Source organism: Hydrogenispora ethanolica (assembly GCF_004340685.1).
GTDB classification, from domain to species: Bacteria; Bacillota; UBA4882; order UBA8346; family UBA8346; genus Hydrogenispora; species Hydrogenispora ethanolica.
Window position 1 is genome coordinate 65,178 of sequence record NZ_SLUN01000023.1, and the last position, 21,040, is coordinate 86,217.

The 21,040-nt window shown below is 58.2% G+C and carries 18 protein-coding genes and 1 riboswitch; of the genes, 4 read left to right on the forward strand and 14 right to left on the reverse strand.

Annotated features, from left to right (window positions below; all coding sequences use genetic code 11):
- Positions 1–20 precede the first annotated feature (20 nt).
- Positions 21–1,523 carry a threonine synthase gene (gene thrC / locus EDC14_RS17340; protein ID WP_132015572.1) on the reverse strand — a complete coding sequence of 501 codons (1,503 nt, stop codon included), beginning with the start codon at positions 1,521–1,523 and terminating at the stop codon, positions 21–23.
- Positions 1,524–1,849: 326 nt separating this feature from the next.
- On the opposite strand from thrC, the gene EDC14_RS17345 reads away from it, so the two are divergent.
- Positions 1,850–2,101 (forward strand): hypothetical protein, encoded by a 252-nt coding sequence (locus tag EDC14_RS17345; RefSeq protein ID WP_132015573.1) that lies wholly within the window; start codon positions 1,850–1,852, stop codon positions 2,099–2,101.
- 12 nt (positions 2,102–2,113) lie between these two features.
- Here the strand turns inward: EDC14_RS17345 and EDC14_RS17350 are convergent, their stop codons facing one another.
- Both EDC14_RS17350 and EDC14_RS17355 read right to left on the reverse strand, forming a co-directional pair.
- Positions 2,114–3,466 carry a DUF1015 domain-containing protein gene (locus EDC14_RS17350; RefSeq protein ID WP_132015574.1) on the reverse strand — a complete coding sequence of 451 codons (1,353 nt, stop codon included), beginning with the start codon at positions 3,464–3,466 and terminating at the stop codon, positions 2,114–2,116.
- Positions 3,467–3,507: 41 nt separating this feature from the next.
- Complete coding sequence (locus EDC14_RS17355; protein ID WP_132015575.1) at positions 3,508–4,023, reverse strand: hypothetical protein; 516 nt, start codon at positions 4,021–4,023, stop codon at positions 3,508–3,510.
- 164 nt (positions 4,024–4,187) lie between these two features.
- On the opposite strand from EDC14_RS17355, the gene EDC14_RS17360 reads away from it, so the two are divergent.
- Positions 4,188–6,965 carry a carboxypeptidase regulatory-like domain-containing protein gene (locus tag EDC14_RS17360; RefSeq protein WP_207930756.1) on the forward strand — a complete coding sequence of 926 codons (2,778 nt, stop codon included), beginning with the start codon at positions 4,188–4,190 and terminating at the stop codon, positions 6,963–6,965.
- A gap of 101 nt (positions 6,966–7,066) precedes the next feature.
- On the opposite strand, the gene EDC14_RS17365 is transcribed toward EDC14_RS17360, so the two are convergent.
- The 3 genes from EDC14_RS17365 to EDC14_RS17375 form a co-directional block, all read right to left on the reverse strand.
- Positions 7,067–7,504 carry a hypothetical protein gene (locus EDC14_RS17365; protein ID WP_132015577.1) on the reverse strand — a complete coding sequence of 146 codons (438 nt, stop codon included), beginning with the start codon at positions 7,502–7,504 and terminating at the stop codon, positions 7,067–7,069.
- Between the two features lie 59 nt (positions 7,505–7,563).
- A riboswitch (cyclic di-GMP riboswitch) is annotated at positions 7,564–7,647 on the reverse strand.
- A 64-nt stretch (positions 7,648–7,711) separates the two neighbouring features.
- On the reverse strand, positions 7,712–8,512 hold the full coding sequence (locus tag EDC14_RS17370; RefSeq protein ID WP_132015578.1) for a hypothetical protein: 801 nt from the start codon (positions 8,510–8,512) through the stop codon (positions 7,712–7,714).
- 14 nt (positions 8,513–8,526) lie between these two features.
- A complete protein-coding gene (locus tag EDC14_RS17375; RefSeq protein WP_132015579.1) occupies positions 8,527–9,033 on the reverse strand; it encodes a hypothetical protein in 507 nt (168 codons plus the stop codon).
- A 295-nt stretch (positions 9,034–9,328) separates the two neighbouring features.
- Between EDC14_RS17375 and EDC14_RS26855 the strand changes: the two genes are divergently transcribed.
- On the forward strand, positions 9,329–9,499 hold the full coding sequence (locus EDC14_RS26855) for a hypothetical protein (RefSeq protein WP_165908098.1): 171 nt from the start codon (positions 9,329–9,331) through the stop codon (positions 9,497–9,499).
- Positions 9,500–9,732: 233 nt separating this feature from the next.
- Here EDC14_RS26855 and trpS read toward each other — a convergent pair whose 3' ends face one another.
- From trpS to pyrF, 3 genes are all read right to left on the reverse strand, one after another.
- The gene (trpS, locus tag EDC14_RS17380; protein WP_132015580.1) at positions 9,733–10,701 is read right to left on the reverse strand and encodes a tryptophan--tRNA ligase; all 969 of its coding nucleotides are present in this window, start codon (positions 10,699–10,701) and stop codon (positions 9,733–9,735) included.
- 90 nt (positions 10,702–10,791) lie between these two features.
- On the reverse strand, positions 10,792–11,568 hold the full coding sequence (locus EDC14_RS17385) for a glucose 1-dehydrogenase (RefSeq protein WP_243662990.1): 777 nt from the start codon (positions 11,566–11,568) through the stop codon (positions 10,792–10,794).
- Between the two features lie 305 nt (positions 11,569–11,873).
- Positions 11,874–12,716: an orotidine-5'-phosphate decarboxylase gene (pyrF, locus tag EDC14_RS17390; RefSeq protein ID WP_132015582.1), complete on the reverse strand. Its 843-nt coding sequence runs from the start codon at positions 12,714–12,716 to the stop codon at positions 11,874–11,876.
- 188 nt (positions 12,717–12,904) lie between these two features.
- On the opposite strand from pyrF, the gene EDC14_RS17395 reads away from it, so the two are divergent.
- Entirely contained in the window at positions 12,905–15,574 is a 2,670-nt protein-coding gene (locus tag EDC14_RS17395) for a UPF0182 family membrane protein (RefSeq protein ID WP_132015583.1), read from the forward strand.
- A 78-nt stretch (positions 15,575–15,652) separates the two neighbouring features.
- On the opposite strand, the gene EDC14_RS17400 is transcribed toward EDC14_RS17395, so the two are convergent.
- The 5 genes from EDC14_RS17400 to EDC14_RS17420 form a co-directional block, all read right to left on the reverse strand.
- Positions 15,653–15,862, reverse strand: a complete 210-nt coding sequence (locus EDC14_RS17400; protein WP_132015584.1) for a hypothetical protein — start codon at positions 15,860–15,862, stop codon at positions 15,653–15,655.
- A 333-nt stretch (positions 15,863–16,195) separates the two neighbouring features.
- Positions 16,196–16,876 carry a fructose-6-phosphate aldolase gene (locus EDC14_RS17405; protein ID WP_132015585.1) on the reverse strand — a complete coding sequence of 227 codons (681 nt, stop codon included), beginning with the start codon at positions 16,874–16,876 and terminating at the stop codon, positions 16,196–16,198.
- Positions 16,873–17,655, reverse strand: coding sequence for a glucosamine-6-phosphate deaminase (gene nagB / locus EDC14_RS17410; RefSeq protein WP_132015586.1), 783 nt, complete (start codon positions 17,653–17,655; stop codon positions 16,873–16,875). Before nagB ends, EDC14_RS17405 begins: the two co-directional genes overlap by 4 nt.
- Before the next feature lie 27 nt (positions 17,656–17,682).
- Entirely contained in the window at positions 17,683–18,627 is a 945-nt protein-coding gene (locus EDC14_RS17415) for a glycyl-radical enzyme activating protein (RefSeq protein ID WP_132015587.1), read from the reverse strand.
- Positions 18,599–21,022, reverse strand: coding sequence for a glycyl radical protein (locus tag EDC14_RS17420; protein ID WP_132015588.1), 2,424 nt, complete (start codon positions 21,020–21,022; stop codon positions 18,599–18,601). The genes EDC14_RS17415 and EDC14_RS17420 overlap by 29 nt, the downstream gene beginning before the upstream one ends.
- Between the last annotated feature and the right edge of the window lie 18 nt (positions 21,023–21,040).

Consider the following 21,040-nt stretch of genomic DNA (forward strand, 5'->3'; position numbering starts at 1 on the left):
CCTAGACGAAGCGGCCAAAATTATACTTCGAGAATTGCCGCGACCGCCCCGGCCATGGCCTCTTTGGCGCAGACCCCGTCGTGCCGCACCGGCTTCTGATCGAGCGCGCGCAGACCGGCGGGGATCGGCCGGCCGGAGACGGCGTGCAGCTGCTCCAGGAGCTCGAATTCGCTGGCGGCTTCCCCCGCCGGACTGCCGGACAAGGCCCGCAGCACGCTGGAGTTAAATTTGAAGGGACTGGCGGTGGCGGCGATCAGCACCGGCGTCCGGTCACCGCTGGCCGCGGCGTAACGGTCATAAACCGCCTTCCCGACCGCGGTGTGGGTGTCCATGACATAACCGCAATCCCGGAAGACCCGGCCGATGGTGTCGAGCGTCTCCGCCTCGGAGGCATACCCGCCGCCGAACCGATCGGCGATGCGCGCGGCGGTGGCGGCATCCACCCGGTAGGCGCCGTCGCTTTTCAACTGCTCCATCCAGCGGCGGACCTTGGCGGCGTCCTGGCCGCCCAGGTAGTACAGTAACCGCTCCAGATTGCTGGAGATTAAAATGTCCATGGACGGCGAAACCGTGGTATAGAAGGGGCGCTTGCGGTCATAGGCGCCGCTGGCGATGAAGTCGGTCAAAACGTTGTTGGAATTGGAGGCGCAGATCAGTTTTCCCAGGGGTAATCCCATCTCTTTGGCGAAGTAGGCGGCCAGGATGTTTCCGAAGTTGCCGGTGGGAACCGCCACATTCAGCGGATCGCCCAGCTTCAGCGCGCCGCGCCGGCAGAGCTCCAAATAACCGTAAAAGTAGTACACAAGCTGCGGCGCCAGCCGGCCCCAATTGATCGAGTTGGCCGAGGAGAAGGCCATGCCGCGCCGGGCCAGGCGCGCCATCATGGCGGGATCGGTGAAGATCTGCTTCACCCCGTTCTGGGCGTCGTCGAAATTGCCCCGGACCGCCACCACCGCGGTGTTGGCGCCCTCCTGGGTCACCATCTGCAGCCGCTGGATGTCGCTTACCCCCTGTTCGGGAAAGAAAACCACGATCCGGGTGCCCGGAACGTCGCGGAATCCCTCCAAGGCCGCTTTCCCGGTATCGCCGGAGGTGGCCACCAGAATGACAATCTCCCGGGTATCCTGGCAGAGCGCGCCGGATTGGGTCATCAAATGCGGCAGCAATTGCAGGGCGACGTCTTTGAAGGCGCAAGTCGGCCCGTGAAACAGCTCCAAAACATACTGGCCCTCCGCCAGCCGGGTCACCGGCGTGATCGCGGGATCGGCCCATTTGGCGGGATAAGCATACGCCGCCGCAATCATCCGTTCCAAATCGGCTGGGTCAAAATCGGTAAGATAGAGGGAGAGAATCCTGGCGGCCAGCTCCTGATAGGTCAAGGGCAGCAAAGCCTGGAGATCGGCTTGCGTCAGGGCGGGAATGGTTTCGGGAGTGAATAGCCCGCCATCCGGAGCGATCCCCGACCGGATGGCCTGGGCAGCGGAGACCTCCATCGTTTCACTACGAGTACTGCGATAATTCAAAGTTTTCACCACTTTTGTCTTAAGATTCGGTTACGATGTCATGCCGGTATCATAGCCGTTCCATCGGTTTTGTCTTATCTTATCACAATTCGGGAGCCGATCCTAGTAATTTCCTGTTAAAAGAAAGGCTTCGTACGGGCAAAAAACGTTGTTTTTTAATGAGAGGGCGGCTGGATGGAAAGTCTGGTAAACTCCTGGAATCCCGTTAACCGAATCGCCTCGGGATGTTAATTTATAAAAAACATTTTGGTAATCTATTTTAAATCTTTCGGTTGTATTATTTAATGGGGGAGAAATGAAAGATTTTTAACAAGGAGAAATTGACAATGATTTCAAAAAATCCCACCGAAGAATTGGCCTATCATTTGATGTTGTCAAAGAAGAATTCTTTTCATTTCGGCGAGATCTCGCTGGGCGTCCAAAAGCTGTTAGATGCCTTGAAAGAACTCGGCTACGTGGTTCAGTTTATCGAGAAAGCAGACGGTTGCGAACCGAAATTGCTCTCCAAGGAAGAGTGCCTCCGGACAGGTCTGGCTTTCGAACATCAAGTAATTGACGATAGAAAACACGCCAATTAAGCGGCGCTAATTCTACTTAATTCTGCGGCATTCCATATAGAAACGTTTTTCGTCGGCTTCGCCCATGGAGAAAGTCTTCCGGGGCAAAGCCCCTTCCAGCAGCACCGTCTTAAAGAGTTCCTGTTTCGCCAGGGGCGGCAGGTAAAAGCCAATGTTGCCGGGCCGGCTGCCCAAAGCCGCGACCACATCCGCCCCGTGAATGTAATCAATGCCCATTCCGGGGTTGACTCTCAACCACTCATCCAAGAAACGTTGCAGCGTTCCCACAGCCAAATTCTGCCGCGCCCGCCGGATCGTCAGGCCGCCGGAGCCTTGCGCACTGACGAACCCGATCACCTGCGCGTCCGGGACGGCGGTCCGCCGTCGCTCAAGCTCCGCCTCGGGCGGCACATTGCCCGCAAACCATTCCCAGCTCAATTCCATGCCCTGCCGGCTGCAATCATCGGCCATGGCCCGCAGCAACGGTTCGCCCTCGCCTCCAAAGAGCACCCGGTGGATCGGTTCGAACTCCAGCCCTTCGTCATGAAGATTGATCAGTTCGACCAGGGCGAAGCGGGCCGGGTGCACCGCGGCTTGTTCCGGGGTCAGCGCCGGCTTCAAATTCTCCCACACCGTTTTGGCCGTGGCCAGGGAATGATTGCCGTCGCCCACCGCATACAGCAGGAGGTCGGATGGGTCAGCGCCGTACTTGCGGCGGAACTCCGCCGGATCCGCCAAACGGGAGAGCCCCGCCAGGACCGACCCGATCGCCTCCGGCGCGGCCACCGGATAACCGGTCAGGTGTCCGCCGTTCATCGGCAGTTCCACATCGTACAGCGGTTGCTGGCCAGCGGCGAATTGCGCCAGCGGTTCGATCACCCGCCGCTCCGGGTCGTCGATCAGCACCAGGACATGCGGGCACTCCAAAGCGGCCCCCTCGCGAATCCGGACCCGGGGAGGAATCCGCTCCAACACCGTTCCTTCGGTCGCCCGGATCAGGCTTTTGGAACCGGGACGAAAATCATAGCATTCCAGATCCAGCGCCACCACCAGGCCACGCCGGATCTTGCCGCGGCGGGTGCGCCGCTCGACCAGCACGAAGCCGGGGTCCAGCGGGCGTAGAATCCCCCGCTCCAGATATTCGAGCATCTTTCCCTGAATCCGGCGGATCCGTTCCGTTTCATCCGGCTGGCCCAGGTAGACTTCGGGAAAGATCAATTGCAAGGTGGATGGCGCTTCCCCGACGAACGCCGCCAGTTCCTCCCAGTATTCCAATTGCGAAGTATACTGGTCGCAGGCCACTACCGGCCACTTGGCGAGCTCGACCGCTGCCCCGGGCAGCAAGAGTTGGGGAATGGTAAGTGCAAATTGGGCTGGATCGCTCACTTCTCAAACCTCTCTCTTCCTCGATACTTGATACGATCAAATCATGGCCTCCAGGGAAAGTCCTGAATGCGCGCGTCGAAATCGATCTGAACCGTAAAGCTTCCCGCCGTCAGCGGCGCTCCCGCCGGATAAATCCGGTAGGTTATGGTCTCGCTGCGCTGGCAGTTCTTTTGATCCCAATAGGTAGCCACCGGAGTCCATTGTTCCGAAAGTCGATAAAAATGAATCCCGTCCCTGGACCAGCGCAACTGGGCGATGGGAATCCGGTTCGCCGGATTGAAGGCATCGACCAAGTGCGTTCCGGCGGCGCGAATGCCCAAAGCCCAAAACCCGACCGGCAAATATTGCTGGAATGAGGTTACCGTAACGGGATGGTCCGCCTCATAATACTCCGGGTCCGAGCCGCTGTTGGTCACGGTAAAGGATACGATATTGGGCGTTACGGTGAGCCCGGTATAAACGCCGGCCCGGGCCGGCCGGCCGGGGTACGACAGCTGAACGATTGCCAGGAAACCGATGACGAAGCCCAAAACCGTTCTGGGAAGCGCTGGTTTCATGGGTATACTCCTCTAGGAAAGCAGGATTTCGGGCCGGCAAAAACGAATTTAACGCTATGAGCTGGCCTTTTATAAAAAACAACTTGCCATATCCTTTCATAATTTCGCTATTCCTCGCGGTTCTCCTGCTAGGAACGGCGATTCCAGTTTTCGGCGCCGAAATGGTGCTGAATTCCGCCGTCTCCGTCGCGGTTCCCGACCGCCAGTCGGGAAATCCCGGCGAGTTTTTAACTTTTATGCTTGAGCTGAGCAACCGCGGTTCCAAACCCCTGACCCTGCAGGTGGAATACCTGAGCCAACACCGCTGGAGCGCCGTCGGCGACGTGACCGTCAACCTGCCCGGCCATACCAGCAAAGCATATTTCCCGGTGACGGTCATGATTCCCCAAAACGCTGCGGCCGGTTTCGAGGAGAAACTGCGGGTCCGTTTCAAAGTCGCCGGAGAGGCGTTCCCCCTGCCCGATGTGATCCTCACGGCCCAGGTCAATGCCGTCTCGGCCATCCATTTCAATATTCCGCCCTCAACCAAGGGGTCGCCCGGATCCACGGTCACCTATCCGATCACCGTCACCAACACCGGCAATACGGACGAGCAATTTACCGTCCGCTACCGCTCCAGCAATTCATGGCCGGTGCAGGTCGAGCCGGCCGAATTCGCGCTGGCGGCCGGAGAGAGCCGCACTGTCCGGGTCCAGCTGCAGATCCCGGGGCTGGCCGCGCTCCCCTCCGATCAGCTGGAATTGACCTTCCGCTGGGGCCGCGAGCAGAAGGTCGTCAATCTGACCACCTTCATCGTGGACCGGCTCGACTCCCTAAGCGCGCAGTATTATATCTGGCAAGGCTATTTCAATCTCAGCCAGCCGAACCTCTATGGTTTGAAAGTCGGTGAGACCCATGCCGAGTTGGCCCTGAACGGCCAGTGGGGTCCGGACCAGAGCGTCAGTCTGTACGCCGCCGATCAGGGATGGTTCACCAATTTCCATCTGAAAACCTGGGACTTAAAGACCGGGCAATTCCCTTTGACGTGGCCGGGCCTGGTAACGCCGGCCACCGGCCAAGCCAACCTTTGGCTCAGCAACACCGCGGGCGACCGTCAGCTGGCCATTTCCAGCTGGGATTCGGCGACGGACCCCGGCCAAACGGTCTGGGGGATCGACGCTTCCCTGAATGAGCGTTCCCAGCTCCGTTTCCTCCATGACCCACTGCCCGGGGAGGCGCAGAACCTCCTGGAATGGCATTATCAACAAAATCTGACTCCGGGGACCTTCTGGACCCACGCCCTCTCCGCCGATCTCCGCGATCCCGCGCGTTATGCCGGAGCGGCGGGTCTCGCCGGCCAGTTGGAACGGTGGCAATGGAATACCCAGCTGAAATATCTGCGAAATCTGAACGACGCCCTGCAACAGAAAAGTCTCTGGGCCAGCTTGGGCACGCCGCCGCTGACGGACGGCACCGGGGGTTACCTGCAACTCCAGTATGAATCGAAGCGGCTGGACGAAGGCAGTTCCGGGATCAACGACTACGACGATCTCCAGTTGAAAGCCAACGCCACGCTGCCGGCGGGGTTGCTGCTCAACCTGTCGCGCAGCCTTCATTGGTCCAACGCCTCCCTGGCCGGCAGCAATTCGACCCTGGGATGGGGCTGGACCCGGCAAGCCGGCCGTTTCCGTCACGAAAGCAGCTTCAGCTATTCGGTGGACCAAGACGCCGCCGAAGGCCGCTCCACCTACCATTCGTTCGATTGGTATACCCGGTACGCGCTTTCCGCCTTCGACGGGCTGATCCTCAATCCCAACTTCGACAGCGACTTTTCCCGGCTGGGCTTCGGCTACCAACGCCGTTGGTCGCACGGGCCGGAACTGACGACCCTCTTCTACTCCTATTGGCAGTCGCATCCCAAATACAATTGGACCGTCGATTTGACCTGGCCAATCTACCAATATTGGCTGGCCTTCAAGTATTCGGGGCTCTGGGAGTCGGGCAGCTACTCCACGGACTACGCCAGCCTGAGCATTTACAAGCGCTTTTCGTTTCCGGTCCAAAAACCGTTGGGCGGCATCGCCGGCGTGGCCTTTGTGGATAAGAACCGCAACGGCGTCCGCGACGCCGGCGAGCCGGCGGCGGGAAATCTCGACCTGCTGCTGGACGGAAAGACCTCCGTCGCCACCGATAGCGAAGGCCGCATCCTTCTGAGCGGCTTGAGTCCCGGCGAGCACAGCCTCGCTCTGGATCCCCGCTACAATGTGATCTACCTCTCCGCGTCCGCGCGGGCGACCGGGCAGTTCTCCGTCAAACCTTATCAAACGGTCGCTTGGGACCTGCCGCTCGTCCGCACTCAGAATATTACCGGCCTGGTTTATGCGGCCGGAAACTCCGGGCCGCAACGGGGACCGGCCCGACCCGGCATCGCCGGAGTTCCGGTGCTCCTGACCGACCGGGCCACGGGGGCCACGCGCCGGACCTACAGCGACGGCGACGGTTATTTCGTCTTTTACCAGCTCGCTCCCAATCCCTATCAGGTCACGATCGAAGCGGCTGGCCTTCCCGACGGATGGCAGTTGCCGCCGGATTTCCAGCCGGTGCCGGTCGCCGCCGCGGACCTCGCCGAACAGCCCGAATTGCGCATCGGGCTGATCCCCTATGAAAAGCCGATCGAGATCATCACCCTGCCGGCGGGGATTATCTCCTTGGCCGCAGCGGACGAATTGGTGAACCGGGGCGCTTCGCTCCCTATCACCATCGCCGTGGCCCAACCGGTCAAAAATGCGACCTTGCTGTTGCCGGACGGTTCCCGGGTGCGGCTGGCTGCTTCCCGCTCCCGCTGGAAATATACCTGGAAAGTCCCCAAAAGCCTTCCGCCCGGTCCCTATGTGATCCGCTGCGAGATCGAGACCTGTGCCGGCGAGCGTCTCCGCGCGGAAACCGAGGTGATCATCCTATAAGCGGCGGTCCGGATGAGCAACCTCCCCCGGCCATTGACGAACCATAAAAAAAAGCTCCCGGGCTCATGGTCCGGGAGGGGTTATGGGGATGAATAGTGGGTTTAGTTTTGATAACTGAGTTGGTATTGCAATTGAAAAGAGTTGCCGGAATCGGCCGTCAAGGGATAATAACGGTACCAAACCCGGTAACTCGCCCAATTCACTCGAGCGCCTTGGAATAGATCATTCCAGCCGCGCGACGCTCCATGCCAGTTTCGACCGTCCACCGACCATTCCAAAACGCCGGCGTCCGTCGGAGCTTCTCCCAGCAAGCGCCAGGAGCGCGAGGTATTGTTGAAGACCGCCAAGCGGACTTCGTATAACCGGAACTCCGGTGTGGTTTGGATCAGATCGACGCTTTCCACCCGGTAACGGCAGATCTCCGGCACCGTCACGGTAATGGTATGCGAGGAGCCATCGGCCCGCGCCGTGCCCGAGGCGATGAAAATGGCGAAAAAAAGCGCCATCCATCCGCAATAAAGCAGCTTCCTTGCTGACAAAAACCCCCACCTCTTTGCGGGGGCAGACGAAAAATGGGCAAACAAAAAAACAACCCATTTTCGGCGGCCCGGCCATCATAGCATTACGCCTTAGATCCGTGACTTTGCGTCCCCAGCTTTCGCTGAGTTTGCCTTTATCGGTTTAGTTGTTTTATTTTGCTGGAAAACTTAAATAAATTATACCACCGTTCCGTTATTTTGGCAACCTTATTTGACTTGGAATGTGGTTTGAACCGCCTTCAAGCTCTGGTCGCCCAGATCGGCCACAGCCAGTCCCACATAGTACCCGGGTTGGAAATGGAAGGAATACTCCTGCAGGCGGAATTCCTGCGCCGAGCCGGGCAGGATCAGCCCTTCGCCGAAGGACAGGACGTTGACGATCCGGCCGCGGTTGTCCCGGATCTCCAGGCGGCCCTTGAAACGGACGAATGATTCTCCGCTGTTCTTCACGCGCAGGGCGGCGACGATCTTTTGCTGTTTGGCGTCCCAATTCAAGTGGAAGCGTTCGATGCTGCCGCGCCCCGGCGCGGAGCCGTTCACATCGATGCGCATGATATAGGCCACCCGGCCGGACATGGCGATCTGGAACCGCCCGTTGCCCGGGGCGGCGGCCGGAACCGTACTGAACATCAAGGCCGTCCAGTAGCTGCCGGAAGCATCCGCCGGGACTTTCAGGGTATATTGAACCCGTTGGCCGGTTTTGGGCGCCAGGCTCAGGCGGTTGGCCTGGAGCGTCACCCACGGGGCGGCCGAACGTTTGACCGTCCCCATGGGCAAGAACTGATACGCTCCGGCAGAGGTCAAAAACCAGTCATTCTTGAAGATCGTCACCTGGGTGGTTTCGCGGTCGGAGCCGAAGACGAAGATCTCGCCCTGGTAAGTCTGGCCGGGACTGATTTGAATACTGATATCCGGGGGGCTAATCCCCAGATCCAGCGCCAAGCAAGGGCCAGCCCAAATTGCCACCCATATTAGACACAGGAATCCCACCATGCCGGTTTTTGACAAGACTCATCCATCCTTTATTTCGCTGCGACGGTGTAGGTAACCAACGTCTTATAGGTCTGATTCGGGTCGAGCGTCGCGATGTTGCCGTTCACCCGCCAGGTCAATTCGACCGGGTTTTGGAGTTGGGCCTTGGTCAGGCCGGCGCTCACAATGGGACTGCCGCCCGTGGTTAAGGTGGTGTATTTGCTGACATCATTGAAATTGGGATCGGTGCCGACCTGCAACAGAGCGGTAATATCCGACCCCTGGGTGGCCTGCCCGGCGACTGAAAGCGTGCAGCCGTTGGCGGAGTTGGTCCGGATCTGGAGCTTGACTTTGGTGTCGAAATTCTTGGTGACGGTTCCGTCGTCCCGGACCTCATTGGCCTCAATCGCGGTGGCGATGTCGGTGAGGTTGTCGAGCACCGTCAATTTGGCGAAGGGTTTCACCGTCACCGTCACGGTGTGCTGATTGCCGGCAAAGCTGAAGCTGCCGATGGCCAAAACCGCTAACAAGCATGCGAAAACGATACCGCGTTTCATCGAAGATCCTCCTCTTGATTATGTAACGAGTCGCCTGGAAAGTAGAAAACCGGCAACACTGCTACGCCGGTTTCGCCAGTGGCTCCGCCCATCGCCGGTGACTCCGCGCACGATGGGCCTCATCGCCTGAAACACTTTTCTGGCAATTCTAATTTTATTGACGATTTTTACATTTGTCAATCAACAAACCACATCTGCGATTTTACGTAATATTTGTCCAAAAAACGTCGTATTTTTTAAGTTTATTTTAAAATAATCATTTCAGTGCATTAAACATAAAAATTTGGCATGGCGGATGCCGCCCTACTTCCTCGATCCACAAAAGATCGATCTTGATTCACAAAAGCAGGATCTTGATTCACAAAAGATCGATCTTTGTTTACAAAAGCAGGATCTTGAATCGCAAACGATCGATCTGGAATGGCTGCAGATCGATCCGCAGTCATTCCAGATCGATCTGCGATAATAAAAGATCGATCTCCGGTTCCCGAAGATCGATCTCGAATGACGCTAAGAGCTTATGCAATTCCCGGGGGAAGTTCTTCCCCCGGGGAGGAAACGGTTTGCAAGTCGGAAGGAGCATGGCGGGCCCGCTTCGCTACATCCCCATTCAAGGATTCTTTCCGTCCCGGCATCCTTCCTTGCCAACGGTTCATTGGATAAAAATCATGGTTGCGCCATTCCGGCCGGATGGTTGGCTCAAAAATTCAGATAATCCATCCCGACGTTGTGGCGGGCCCGGGCGAGGGTCTTTGCAGCCACGTTGCGGGCCTTTTCGGTGCCGCGCCGCATGATCGCGGCGACGTCCTCCCGCGAGTACTGGGCCCGTTTGGCGCGATAGGGCGCGAAATACTCCCAGATGGTCGCGAAGAGTTCCTTCTTGACCTCGCCGTATTTCAGGCCGGGCGACAGGAAACGCTCTTTCAGCCACTCCTTGCCGGGGCCGTCCAGGAACAGGTTGTAAAGATCGTATAAGATATTGCCCTCGATCGGCTTGGGCTCATCCACCGGCGTCGAGTCGGTCTTGATGGACATGATCTTCTGTTTCAAAGCCGCTTCGTCGCAGAAGATCTCGATGGTATTGCCGTAGGATTTGGACATCTTCTGGCCGTCCAGGCCGGGAATGGTGGCCAGCTCGGTCTCGATATCCGCGTCCGGGATCACGAAGGTCTCGCCGTAAACATTGTTAAAGCGCAACGCCAGGTCGCGGGCGACCTCCACGTGCTGTTTCTGATCCTTGCCGACCGGAACCCGGTCGGCGTCGTACAACAGGATGTCGGCGGCCATCAACACCGGATAGGAGAACAGGCCGTGGCTGGCGGGGATCCCCTTGGCCAGCTTATCTTTGTAGGAATGGCACCGCTCCAGCAGCCCCATGCCGGTGATATTGCTCAAAAGCCAGGTGAGCTCGGTGACTTCCGGCAGATCGGACTGCACGTAAAAGATGGACTTCTCCGGATCGAGCCCCAGCGCCAGAAAGTCCAGAATCGCCTCATAGGTCTGGCGGCGCAGCTTCTCCGCATCAAAAACAGAAGTCAAGGCATGGTAATTGACGATGAAACAGAACAGCTCGTGATTTTCCTGGTACTCGATCATCCGCTTCATCATTCCGAAATAATTGCCAATGTGTAAACTTCCCGAAGGTTGAATTCCCGAAAGTATCCGCACGTTCGACACTCCTTTATCATTCATCGCATTCAATTGGCCAGTTTGCGGCCCGCCCGGCCGCGAGCCGGGGCCGGACCTAGACTGCCCGGTTTATTCGGCATAGATCATTTTCACGGTCATGCCCCCGTCGATCACCAGATTGGTGCCGGTGATGAAACCGGCGGCGGGGGAAGAGAGATACAGGCAAGCGGCGGCGATATCCTCCGGCTTCCCGACCCGGCCCACCGGGTGCTGGGAGCGATCGGCCGCGCTGTGCCGGGGTTGCTCGGCCAACCGGCTCTTTTGCCAGTCGCGGACCTCGATCCAGCCGGGGCTGACGGCATTCACCCGCACCCCTTGGGCGCCGAGGGTCACGGCCAACGCATGGGTCAGGGCCAGGATGCCCCCTTTCGACGCGGCATAGGCTTCGGAGTCGGGCTCCGACATCAGCGCGCGGGTCGAGGCGATATTGACGATGGCGCTCTGCGGCTGGCGGACCAGGAACGGCGCCGCATACTTGCAGGCCATGAAGGTCCCCCGCAGATTCACCCCCAGGACTTCATCCCAGGCGGCCATCGAATCGTCCAAGAGACTGCTCTTGCGGGAGAGTCCGGCATTGTTGACCAGGATGTCGATCCGGCCGCAAGCCGCGGCCACCTTGGCCATTAACGCCCGGACGGCGTCCTCGGACGCGATATCGGTCTCAATAAAAAGCGCCCGCCCGCCGGCGGCCTGGATCGCCGCCTGATTCTCCAGCCCCGCCTCGGCGTCGTTGTCGGCGATCACCGCGATCGCCCCTTCCCGGGCAAACCCTTGGGCCACCGCCCGGCCGATGCCCTGCCCGCCGCCAGTGACGATGACAACCCGATCCAAAAAATCCTCGGCCACGGGCCCACCTCCATCCCGGATTGAGATTCGTAGATTCTTATTCTTTACTATATAGGATGAAATAAATATCTTTACTATAATTTGCATTTCTAAGGCCAAATGCAAATGGAATCAAAGCGGAAATTTATTTCATCCTATTACAGCGGTAATAAGTTGAATTAAATCCCTTAATTTGCCATCACGGCCGGCTTTAGGGACGTGATGCATAGTAGAAATTTAATTCAACTTATCTATGGATCGTTCCGATCCTTGCCAGTTTTTTGGAGTCAATCCTGCAAACCATGGAAACCACGGTCCGCCCCTTTTTATTTTTTCGGGAACTCGGCCCAGATCGCCCGCATCTCCCGGTCCAGGCGCTCCGCCTCGGCCGCCGCCGCGACGCTGAAATCCGCGCCCGAGGAGGCGTATAGAATGCTGCGCGAGGCGTTGACGACGATCCCGTCGCCCGCGGCGGTCAGTCCGTGGAGCACCGTCTGGCGGAGATCGCCGCCCTGGGCGCCGATTCCCGGGATCAGCAGCGGCAAGTCGCCGGCGATGGCCCGCACTTCCGCCAATTGCCCGGGATAGGTCGCGCCGACCACCAGGCCGCAATTCCGGTTGGCATTCCATTCCCGGCTGACCTGATCGGCCACGATTTTATACAACTCCCGGCCGGCCACGGTCAGCTCCTGGAACTCGCCGGCGCCGGGATTCGAGGTATGGCAGAGCACGAAGACGGCATGGTCCGGGTCGGCCAGGAACGGTCCGAGCGCTTCCTTGCCCAGGTAGGGATGGACCGTCAGGGCATGGGCTCCGAAGACCTCGAAGGCCGCCTTGGCGTAGCCCCGGTTGGTATTGCCGATGTCGGCCCGTTTGGCGTCCAGGATGATCGGCAGCTCGGGAAAGTTCTCCCGGATAAATTGGGTCGTCCGGAGCAGCGCTTCCAGCCCGGGCAAGCCGTAACCCTCGTAAAAGGCGCTGTTGGGTTTGAAGGCGCAACTATACTCGGCCGTGGCCTCCACGATCGCCCGGTTGAAACGGAAGATGGCGTCGGCCACCGAATCCGCGGGGAAAAGCGGCGCGATCTTGGCATAATCAGCATCCAGGCCCACGCAGAGAAAATGGCCCTTACGCCATCGAGTCCTTACCAAATCATGAAAACGGTTCATGGGGATCCCCCTTGATTTGTAATTAAAAAATACTAATTCGTGATCGAAGCGGCAGTTCCTCCAATAGAAGGAATTTTCCTGGCCCGTCGAGAAAATATATAGATATTCAAAGATCTGGGATCCACTTTTTCAGTCGTAGCGCGTCCCGGTTCATCCCGGGCGTTCAACCCTATCGAAGGAGTGATGGAATGGAACGGTATTTTAAGATTGCATCCGGTGTTCTGGTGGCGCTGGTGGTCCTCCTCTGGAGCATCAGCGGGAAATATGTCGACTGGCTGTGGTTCAAGTCCGTCGGGGAGACCTCGGTCTTCTGGGTGACGTTGCTCACCGGACCCCTGACCAAGCTTCTGGTCGGGGTGCTCATCTTCGGGTTTCTGGTGCTCAATTTCTGGCTGGCCTTGCGGGCGTTCAACCGGACGCAGGTGCAAGTGGTCGAAGAGACCAGTCTCTGGCCGGAGATTCCCAAAAGCGCGCTCATCCTGCCCGGTCTGGGCATCGCCGCTGTCCTCTCCTTTGTGCTGGCCTCCGGACTCAGCCTGGACTGGACGGTGATCCAGCAGTTTCTCAATCAGACCCGGGTCGGCCTCGCCGATCCCGTCTTCCATAAGGACCTCGGCTATTATCTGTTCGCCTTCCCCTTCTTTCAACGCTTGAACAACCTGGTGATCAGCGTGGTCTTTCTGGGACTGGCTGGGACGGCGCTGGTGTACCTGATCGCCAGGGCGGCCTGGAAGGAAGGGCGCGGCTGGGAATTATGGTTTCCCGCCAAGGTCCATCTGACCGTCCTGACCATCCTGTTCTTGCTCGGCAAGATCTGGGGGTATGCCCTCGGCAAATTCAACCTGCTCTATCAGGAGTCGGCCCAGATGACCGGGATCAACTACACCGCCTATCATGCCAAATTATTCGGTTTTCAAGTTCTGACCGTCTTCCTGGCGGTGTTGATCGCCGTCCTGATTTTCAGCCTGTTCCGGAAGGGCACCAAGATCCTGGTGGGCGGGCTCGCCGCCTGGCTGGCGCTGTCCTTTATCTTATTCGGCCTTTATCCCGGATTTCTGCAATCTTTCAAAGTAGCTCCCAACGAGTTTGTTTTGGAAGCGCCCTTTCTGAAAAACCATATCGACTTTACCCGGAAGGCCTACGGGCTCGACCAGATTGCGACCCGGACCTACATTCCAGTCGATACCCGGACCAGCTCCCGGCAGTTGAATCAGAACGACCCGGCCCTGGCCGACTTGCGGCTCTGGGATTATCGGCCGCTCAAGTCCTCCTATAACCAGCTGCAGCGGATCCGGCCCTACTACATCTTCAACGACATCGACATCGACCGTTACCAGTCGGTCACCGGCGGCCAGGATCAGATGATGATCTCCGCCCGCGAGCTCAACACCTCCGCTCTGGCGGGCCAAGCCCAGAACTGGATCAACATGCACATGACCTATACCCATGGTTACGGAGTCGCCGCCAATCAGGTGAACGAATTCACCGCCCAGGGGCAGCCCATCTTCAAGGCCTACGATCTGCCCACCAAGGTCGATCCGAATTTCCCCGGCCTGAAAGTGGACCAGCCCCGGATCTATTTCGGCGAATCCACCAATGATTACGTGATCGTCAATACCCGCAACGCCGAGTTCGACTATCCCAAGGGCGAGGGAAACGCTTCCTTCAGCTACGACGGCAAGAAAGGGATCCCGTTGAACTCGCTGTTTAATAAGCTCCTGATGACCAGCGTCTTCGGGAACACCAACTTTCTGCTCTCGGATCTCTTGACCGACCAGAGCAGTATTCTGCTCTACCGCAATATCAACACCCGGGTCAAGAAGCTGGCTCCGTTCCTGATGTTCGACAATGACCCATATCTGGTGGTCTCCGGCGGCAAACTGTACTGGATCATCGACGCCTATACCGCCAGCGCCTATTACCCGTATGCCAAAGCCCACGAAGAAGGCCTGAATTATCTGCGCAACTCGGTCAAGGCTGTGATCAACGCCTATGACGGCAGTGTCGGTTTTTATGTGATCGACGACCGCGATCCGCTGATCAAAGTTTGGCAGAAGGTCTTCCCGCGGCTTTTCAAGCCGGTGGCGTCCCTCGACCCGGATCTGGTCCGCCATTTCCGCTATCCCACCTATCTGATGACCATCCAGCGGGATATGCTGACCCAGTATCACATGACCGACCCCAAGACGTTTTACGAGAAAGAAGACTACTGGGAGATCCCCGTCCACAACCAGGATGAGCCGTTCGAGCCCTATTACGTGACGGTCAACCTGCCCGACGTCAAGGAGAACGGCGAATTCGTCATCATGCAGCCGTTCTCGCCGCGCGGCAGCCGCAACCTGGTCTCCTGGCTGATCGCCCGCTGCGACCAGCCCAATTACGGCCAGCTCATCCAGTACGTCCTTCCCAAGGATCAGAATATCTACGGTCCGGCCCAGATCGACAGCAGGATCAACCAGGATCAGACCATCTCCCAGCTGGTCACCCTCTGGAACCAGCAACAATCCCGGGTCACTTGGGGCAATCTGTTGATGATCCCGGTGGAAGGCTCAATCCTGTATGTCAAGCCGCTATTCATGGAATCGGAGCGAAGCCAGCAAGCCGAGCTGAAAAAGGTCGTGATGGTCTATCAGAACCAGGTGGTGATGGGCGACACCCTTGCTGACGCCATCTCCCGGTTGACCCTCGGCACGCCGCCGCCCAGTTCCACGGCACCCAGCGGCGCCCCGACCACGCCGCCCAGCGCTCAGAATCCGTCAGCGCCCACCAACCGCAAGGCGGAGATTCTGAAACGGCTGAACGATCTGGTGAACGAGCAGCAGCGGCTGCTGCAGGAACTGTCGCGGATGAGCCAATAGCGAATCTTTCGCAATGATCCAAAGAGCCGGACACCCGAGTGTCCGGCTCTTTGGATCCTATCGCTGAGGTCATCCGAATTACGCCTTCATCACCGACCGGCATTTGGCGGCGAAACGGGTATACTCCTCCAGCACTCCAACCAGCCGGCCGGCCTGCTCCGAGGAGAGAGACTCCAGGTCGGAGGCACCCACTGAATCCCGGATAATTCGTTCGATCTGAAACTGATGATAGCCCAGATGAGACAGTTGCCCCAAAAGGTCGCTCACTCGATCCGTTTCCTTATCCAAAACCTTCCCCCCTTTATCTCTCTATGATTCCCATCACGGAAAATTTTACCATAGACATTTGAGAAATCATGTTGAAAAAAGAAGGAAGGGGGAGACGATCGTGGATTTGATTGTAGAGCTTTCCAAAGGATTCTCACGATTGCGCCGGTTCCCCGGCTGGATTTGTCGTATCTTCTCCGCATCGGAAGAAAAATACAAAAAACGGACCACCTTTCGGTGGTCCCGCTTAGCGCACTCCCAGAATCATTCGCAAATCCCTTGTAACGCATTGGCTGAAGGAGGCTGCTTCACATTAGGGGCATTCAAGCTACTGATGGCAAAAGCTGTCGAAGGCTATTTCACTTCATCGGTGCACTTGCCCTTGGCGTAAACCCCTTCCCAGTCGCGAATGAACTGTTCGACGCTCCAATCGGTCAAGGGATGCTGCAATAACGCATCCAGCGTCTCCGGATTCACGGTCACGGCGTGAGCGCCGCTCAAAGCGGCCTCGTGGACTTGCCGCGCGTTTTTGAAAGATGCCGCCAAAATCCGGGTCGGCAAACCGTAACTGTCGAACAGCTTCCGGATGGCCGCGACGACCTGGGCGCCGTCGCCGCCGCTGTTGTCCAACCGGTTCACATAGGGCGCGACGAAATCGGCGCCGGCCACCGCCGCCAGCAGTGCCTGCTGGGGAGTGAAGACCGCGGTGGCGGTCAGCTTAAAGCCACGCGGCTTCAACAGCTTGATGGCCTTCAGGCCTTCGGGGGTCACCGGGATCTTAATATAGAGATCGCCCCCGACGCTCCCGGCCAGATACTCCGCTTCCCGCGCCATCCGCTCGGCCTCCCTGCCGACTACCTGGACATGGAGCATCCTTTCTGCTCCGATGACCGCCCGGATCGCTTGGATAATCTTTAGAAACTCGTTCTTCTCCCTGGCGATAATGGTGGGATTGGTGGTAACCCCGGCCAAAGGGTAAATCTCATGGGCTTTCCGGATCAACTCCGGATTGGCGGTGTCCAGTAAGTATATCATCCGCTCAACTTCCTTTCGTTTATTACTGGGGTGGGCTCGTTTGCACCTTCAATCTCCGCAGCGGCCGCCGCTTCATCCACCATCACCGTTACGTCCCGGTGGAGCAACAGCAGCGAGGCAGGAAAGTGCGGCGTGACGGTCCGCTGGGTCAGCAGCCGGTTGATGACGGCCCCCTTGCTTCGGCCGCTGGCCAAAAGGAGGATTTTCCGCGCTTGCAGAATCACTCCGACCCCCATCGTGGCCGCTTGCCGGGGGACCTCGGCCACGGTCTCGAAGAAGCGGGAATTGTCCCGGATCGTCTCCGCGCTGAGATCCGCCACATGGGTGTCGGCGCTCAGTTCCGCGGCGGGTTCATTGAAACCGATATGCCCGTCGCCGCCGATTCCCAGGACCATCAGATCGATGCCGCCGAGCCCGGCGATGCGCTGATCATAGGCGGCGCAGGCCGCTTGCAGATCCGCCGCCCGGACATCCGGCACAAATGTGTTGGTTTGGTTGATATTCACGTTCTGATACAAAAATTCCTGTAAATAACGATAATAACTTTGCGGATGGTCGGGTCCCAAGGGAACATACTCATCAATATTCAGTATTCTCGCCTTGGAGAAGTCCAAACCCTCCGTTTGATGCAACCGCACCAACTCCCGGAGCATCCCCACCGGAGTGCCGCCCGTCGGCAGCGCGGCCACCAGATCCGGCCGCTCCCGGATGGCTGCGGCAACCATCGCCGCAGCCGCCCGGGACAGCTCCTGATAATCTTTTTTGATAAACACGTGCATCCCAATTCCTCCCTGACTCGTATCGCTTTATGAACCGCCGAGGGTGGTCCGGAAGCCATACGCTTCGGCAATGAGTTTCATTTTTTTCAGTTCCCCCTCCGCCGGCTCCGCGAGTTCCGGCAGAGGATATTCCCGGCCCAGTTTCGTATATTTCCCCAGCCCGTAGCGGTGATATCCCAGGATGTCCACCTGTTCGACGGTAGCCAGGCGCTTGACAAACTCCAGGCGATCCCGGAATTCGGCTTCCCCGTCATTGACGCCCGGGATCACCACCAACCGCGCGATCATGGGAATGCCCCGCTCCGCGATCTTCAAGGCATTCTCCAGGATGAATTCATTCGCAGCGCCGGTATACTGGCGGTGTTTTTCGCTCCCCATCAGCTTGATGTCGTACAAAACCAGGTCGATCGCACCGAGGACCCCGGCAAAGTTCGACCACGGCGCCAATCCGGCGGTCTCCACGGCGGTATGGATATGTTTCTCTTGCAGCCTGCGGGCCAACTCCCCCACGAACTCCGGTTGCAAGAGCGGCTCGCCCCCGGAAAACGTGACGCCGCCCCCGGATGTTTCATAAAAAACCCGGTCTTTCAGGAGTTCGGCCAATGCTTCGGCCACTGTCAGCCGCTGCCCGACGCTTTCATAGACTCCGGCGGGGCAGACTGCGGCGCACCGGCCGCAGCCATCGCAGGAATTCCGGTCCAGCCGGATCGCCTCCGCCGGCCGGGTCAACGCTCCCCGGGGGCAGGCCGCCAGGCAAGCGCCGCAACCGATGCAGAGCTCCGGACGCTGAAACATCTCCGGCGCCGGATGGATCAATTCCGGATTGGAACACCAGCCGCACCGCAAGGAACAGCCTTTCAAAAATACCGTGTCCCGGATGCCTGGACCGTCCTTGGTCGAATACTTCTGAATCGCCGAGATAACTCCGGTAACGTTGTCATGCTCAGAAGCCATGATGTTCCGTCCGCTCAATGATCGCCTCCTGGACCTCGGGTATCAGGGAAGTGAAAAGCGCGCAGTACCCGGCGACCCGCACCATCAGATTGGGATACTGTTCCGGATTCCGCCTGGCAGCCCGCAAGGTCGCCGAATCGACGACGTTAAACTGCAGGTGAAAGTTGCCCAACCGGCGGCTGGCTTCGATGAATGAGACGAATTTATCCAGATTGCCATCATCGGCCAAAGCCTCGGGGGAAAACTTCATATTGAGCAGTTGCCCGCCGGCCATCCGCGAGTTCGGCAGCTTCGACACGGACTTGGCCACGGCGGTCGGCCCTTCGCGGTCCGCGCCCAAGCAAGGGGAAGCGCCTTCGTTCAACGGCTTCCCGGCCAGACGGCCGTCGGGGGTCGCTCCGACATCCATTCCGTAGGGAACATAGGAAGAAATGTTGGAGGTGGACATGGTATACCCGCAACCGATCGGCCCGCTGCCATCCCTTTCATTCCGGTAGGATGGCAGCAAATCCAGATAGGAGCGGTAAACATCGGCCACGATCCGGTCGGCTTCATCCCGGTCATTGCCGAATTTCGGCGCGTTCAAGGCGAGCCGCCGGATCCGGGCGTTCTTTTCGCCCTGCCAATTCTGGTCCAATGCCGCTTTCAATTCGGGGAACGTTACCAATTGATCGTCAAATACCAGTTTTTTCAGCGCGGCCAACGAATCTCCGACCACCGTCGTTCCGATGGTGGAATGGCTGACAAAGTCATATTCCGCCCCGCCCTCCTTCAAAGTCTTGCCCCGTTCGATGCAGCAGTCAATCAATGAGGAAGCGAACGGATCGGCGTCAAAGAGCTTCAGCGAACGGTCGCAGACATAATCGCTCTCCACCGCCAGGTCGGTATAGAATTTCAAGAATTTGCGCCAACCCTCCCATAGTTCCTCATAGGAACCGAAGTCAACCTGGCTTTCCTTCCGGCCGTTCACCGAGATCAACTGAATCCCGGTCCGCGGATCCACCCCGTTATTCAACAATAGTTCCAGGATCTTGCCGAAATTCATATAGGTCATCCCGGTGGCCCGGTGGCCCCATCTTCCGGGAATCGCCACCTCCACGCAGCCCATGGAGGCGTAATCTCTGGCGACTGTCTCGGGAATGCCGATGGAGCGCAAGGTTGCGATGACAGTCTCATCAGCAAACAGCGACGGCATGCCGAACCTCTCCCGGATCAGCCGGGCCGCCTCCCACAATAATTCTTTCGGAGTTCCTTCCCAGTAACGTACCGACAAGTTCGGCTCGGGCAAGCGCGATAAGGCCATGGCCCGCAAACAGAGGTAGGATAATTCGTTGGTCCCGTCGCTGCCGTCCGCTTTCATCCCTCCGACCATCAGGTTGGAGTAGAGCGGGTATCCGACGCCAAATTCGGTATGATCCCAGGGGCGTACTTTATTCAGGCTGTTCAGCTTGATGAAAAACAGGGCGATCAGTTCCAAGGCCTGCTCGTCGGTGAGCACCCCGCGCTCGATGTCCCGCTGATAAAAAGGGTACATGTATTGATCGAATCTGCCGAATGAGAAGGAATGGCCGTTGCTCTCGATCATCATGACCAGATGGGTGAAATAGACCAACAGCAACGCTTCATGGAACGACTGCGGCGCTTTCTCCAGGCCGCCCGCGCAGATCTCCGCGATCTGCGCCAACTCCCGCTGCCGGTGCGGATTGGTCGCAGTTTTTGCCAACTCCAGCGCTTTTTGCGCATATCTTCGCACAAATTGGCTGGCCGCTTGCAATGCGATAACCGACGCCTGGTAGAAATGGCGTTGCGACGGCTCCAGATCCCCATTCCCCAGCTTCGCTTGGGCCTGGCGCATCACTCCACCGTACCCCTGAGCCAATAACTTATCGTGATTGGGAATGATATGTCCGTCGCCGGACATGCTGATGCCGCCGCGATGGATCACATTCTGCTCTTCGGCCAGCTTATTGATTGCCGAAATGTTCCGCAGCACCTCGTCCTGGTGGGTCCGGCCCCGCCAATCGCCGTAGATGTCGCGAAGTTTCCGCTTGGTTTCATCCGAGATGGTGAAGACATCGCCGGTTCGCCGCTCAAACTGATCCAGCTCAGCGATGACCCAGGCGATGGAATATTCGGGAAAGATGGGCGCCGCCCTTCCGGCGCTAGCCTGATTCCCGACGATCAGCTGGTCCTCTTCGATATAAATGCTCATGCCGTTCAAAATCTGGGCGAGCGCTTTGGCCCGGCGTATGATCATCGGTTCCCCTTCCGTCTCCCGAAAGGACTCGGTGATCAACAACGCCCGTTCCGGACAGATGCTCGGAACCGTCCGCATCAGATCGTCGCGGACTTTCGTGACCCGTTGGTAGGATTCCTGATTCCAATCCTCCGCTATCATTTTCTGTCCCAGCATAAAACCCACTCCTTTGCA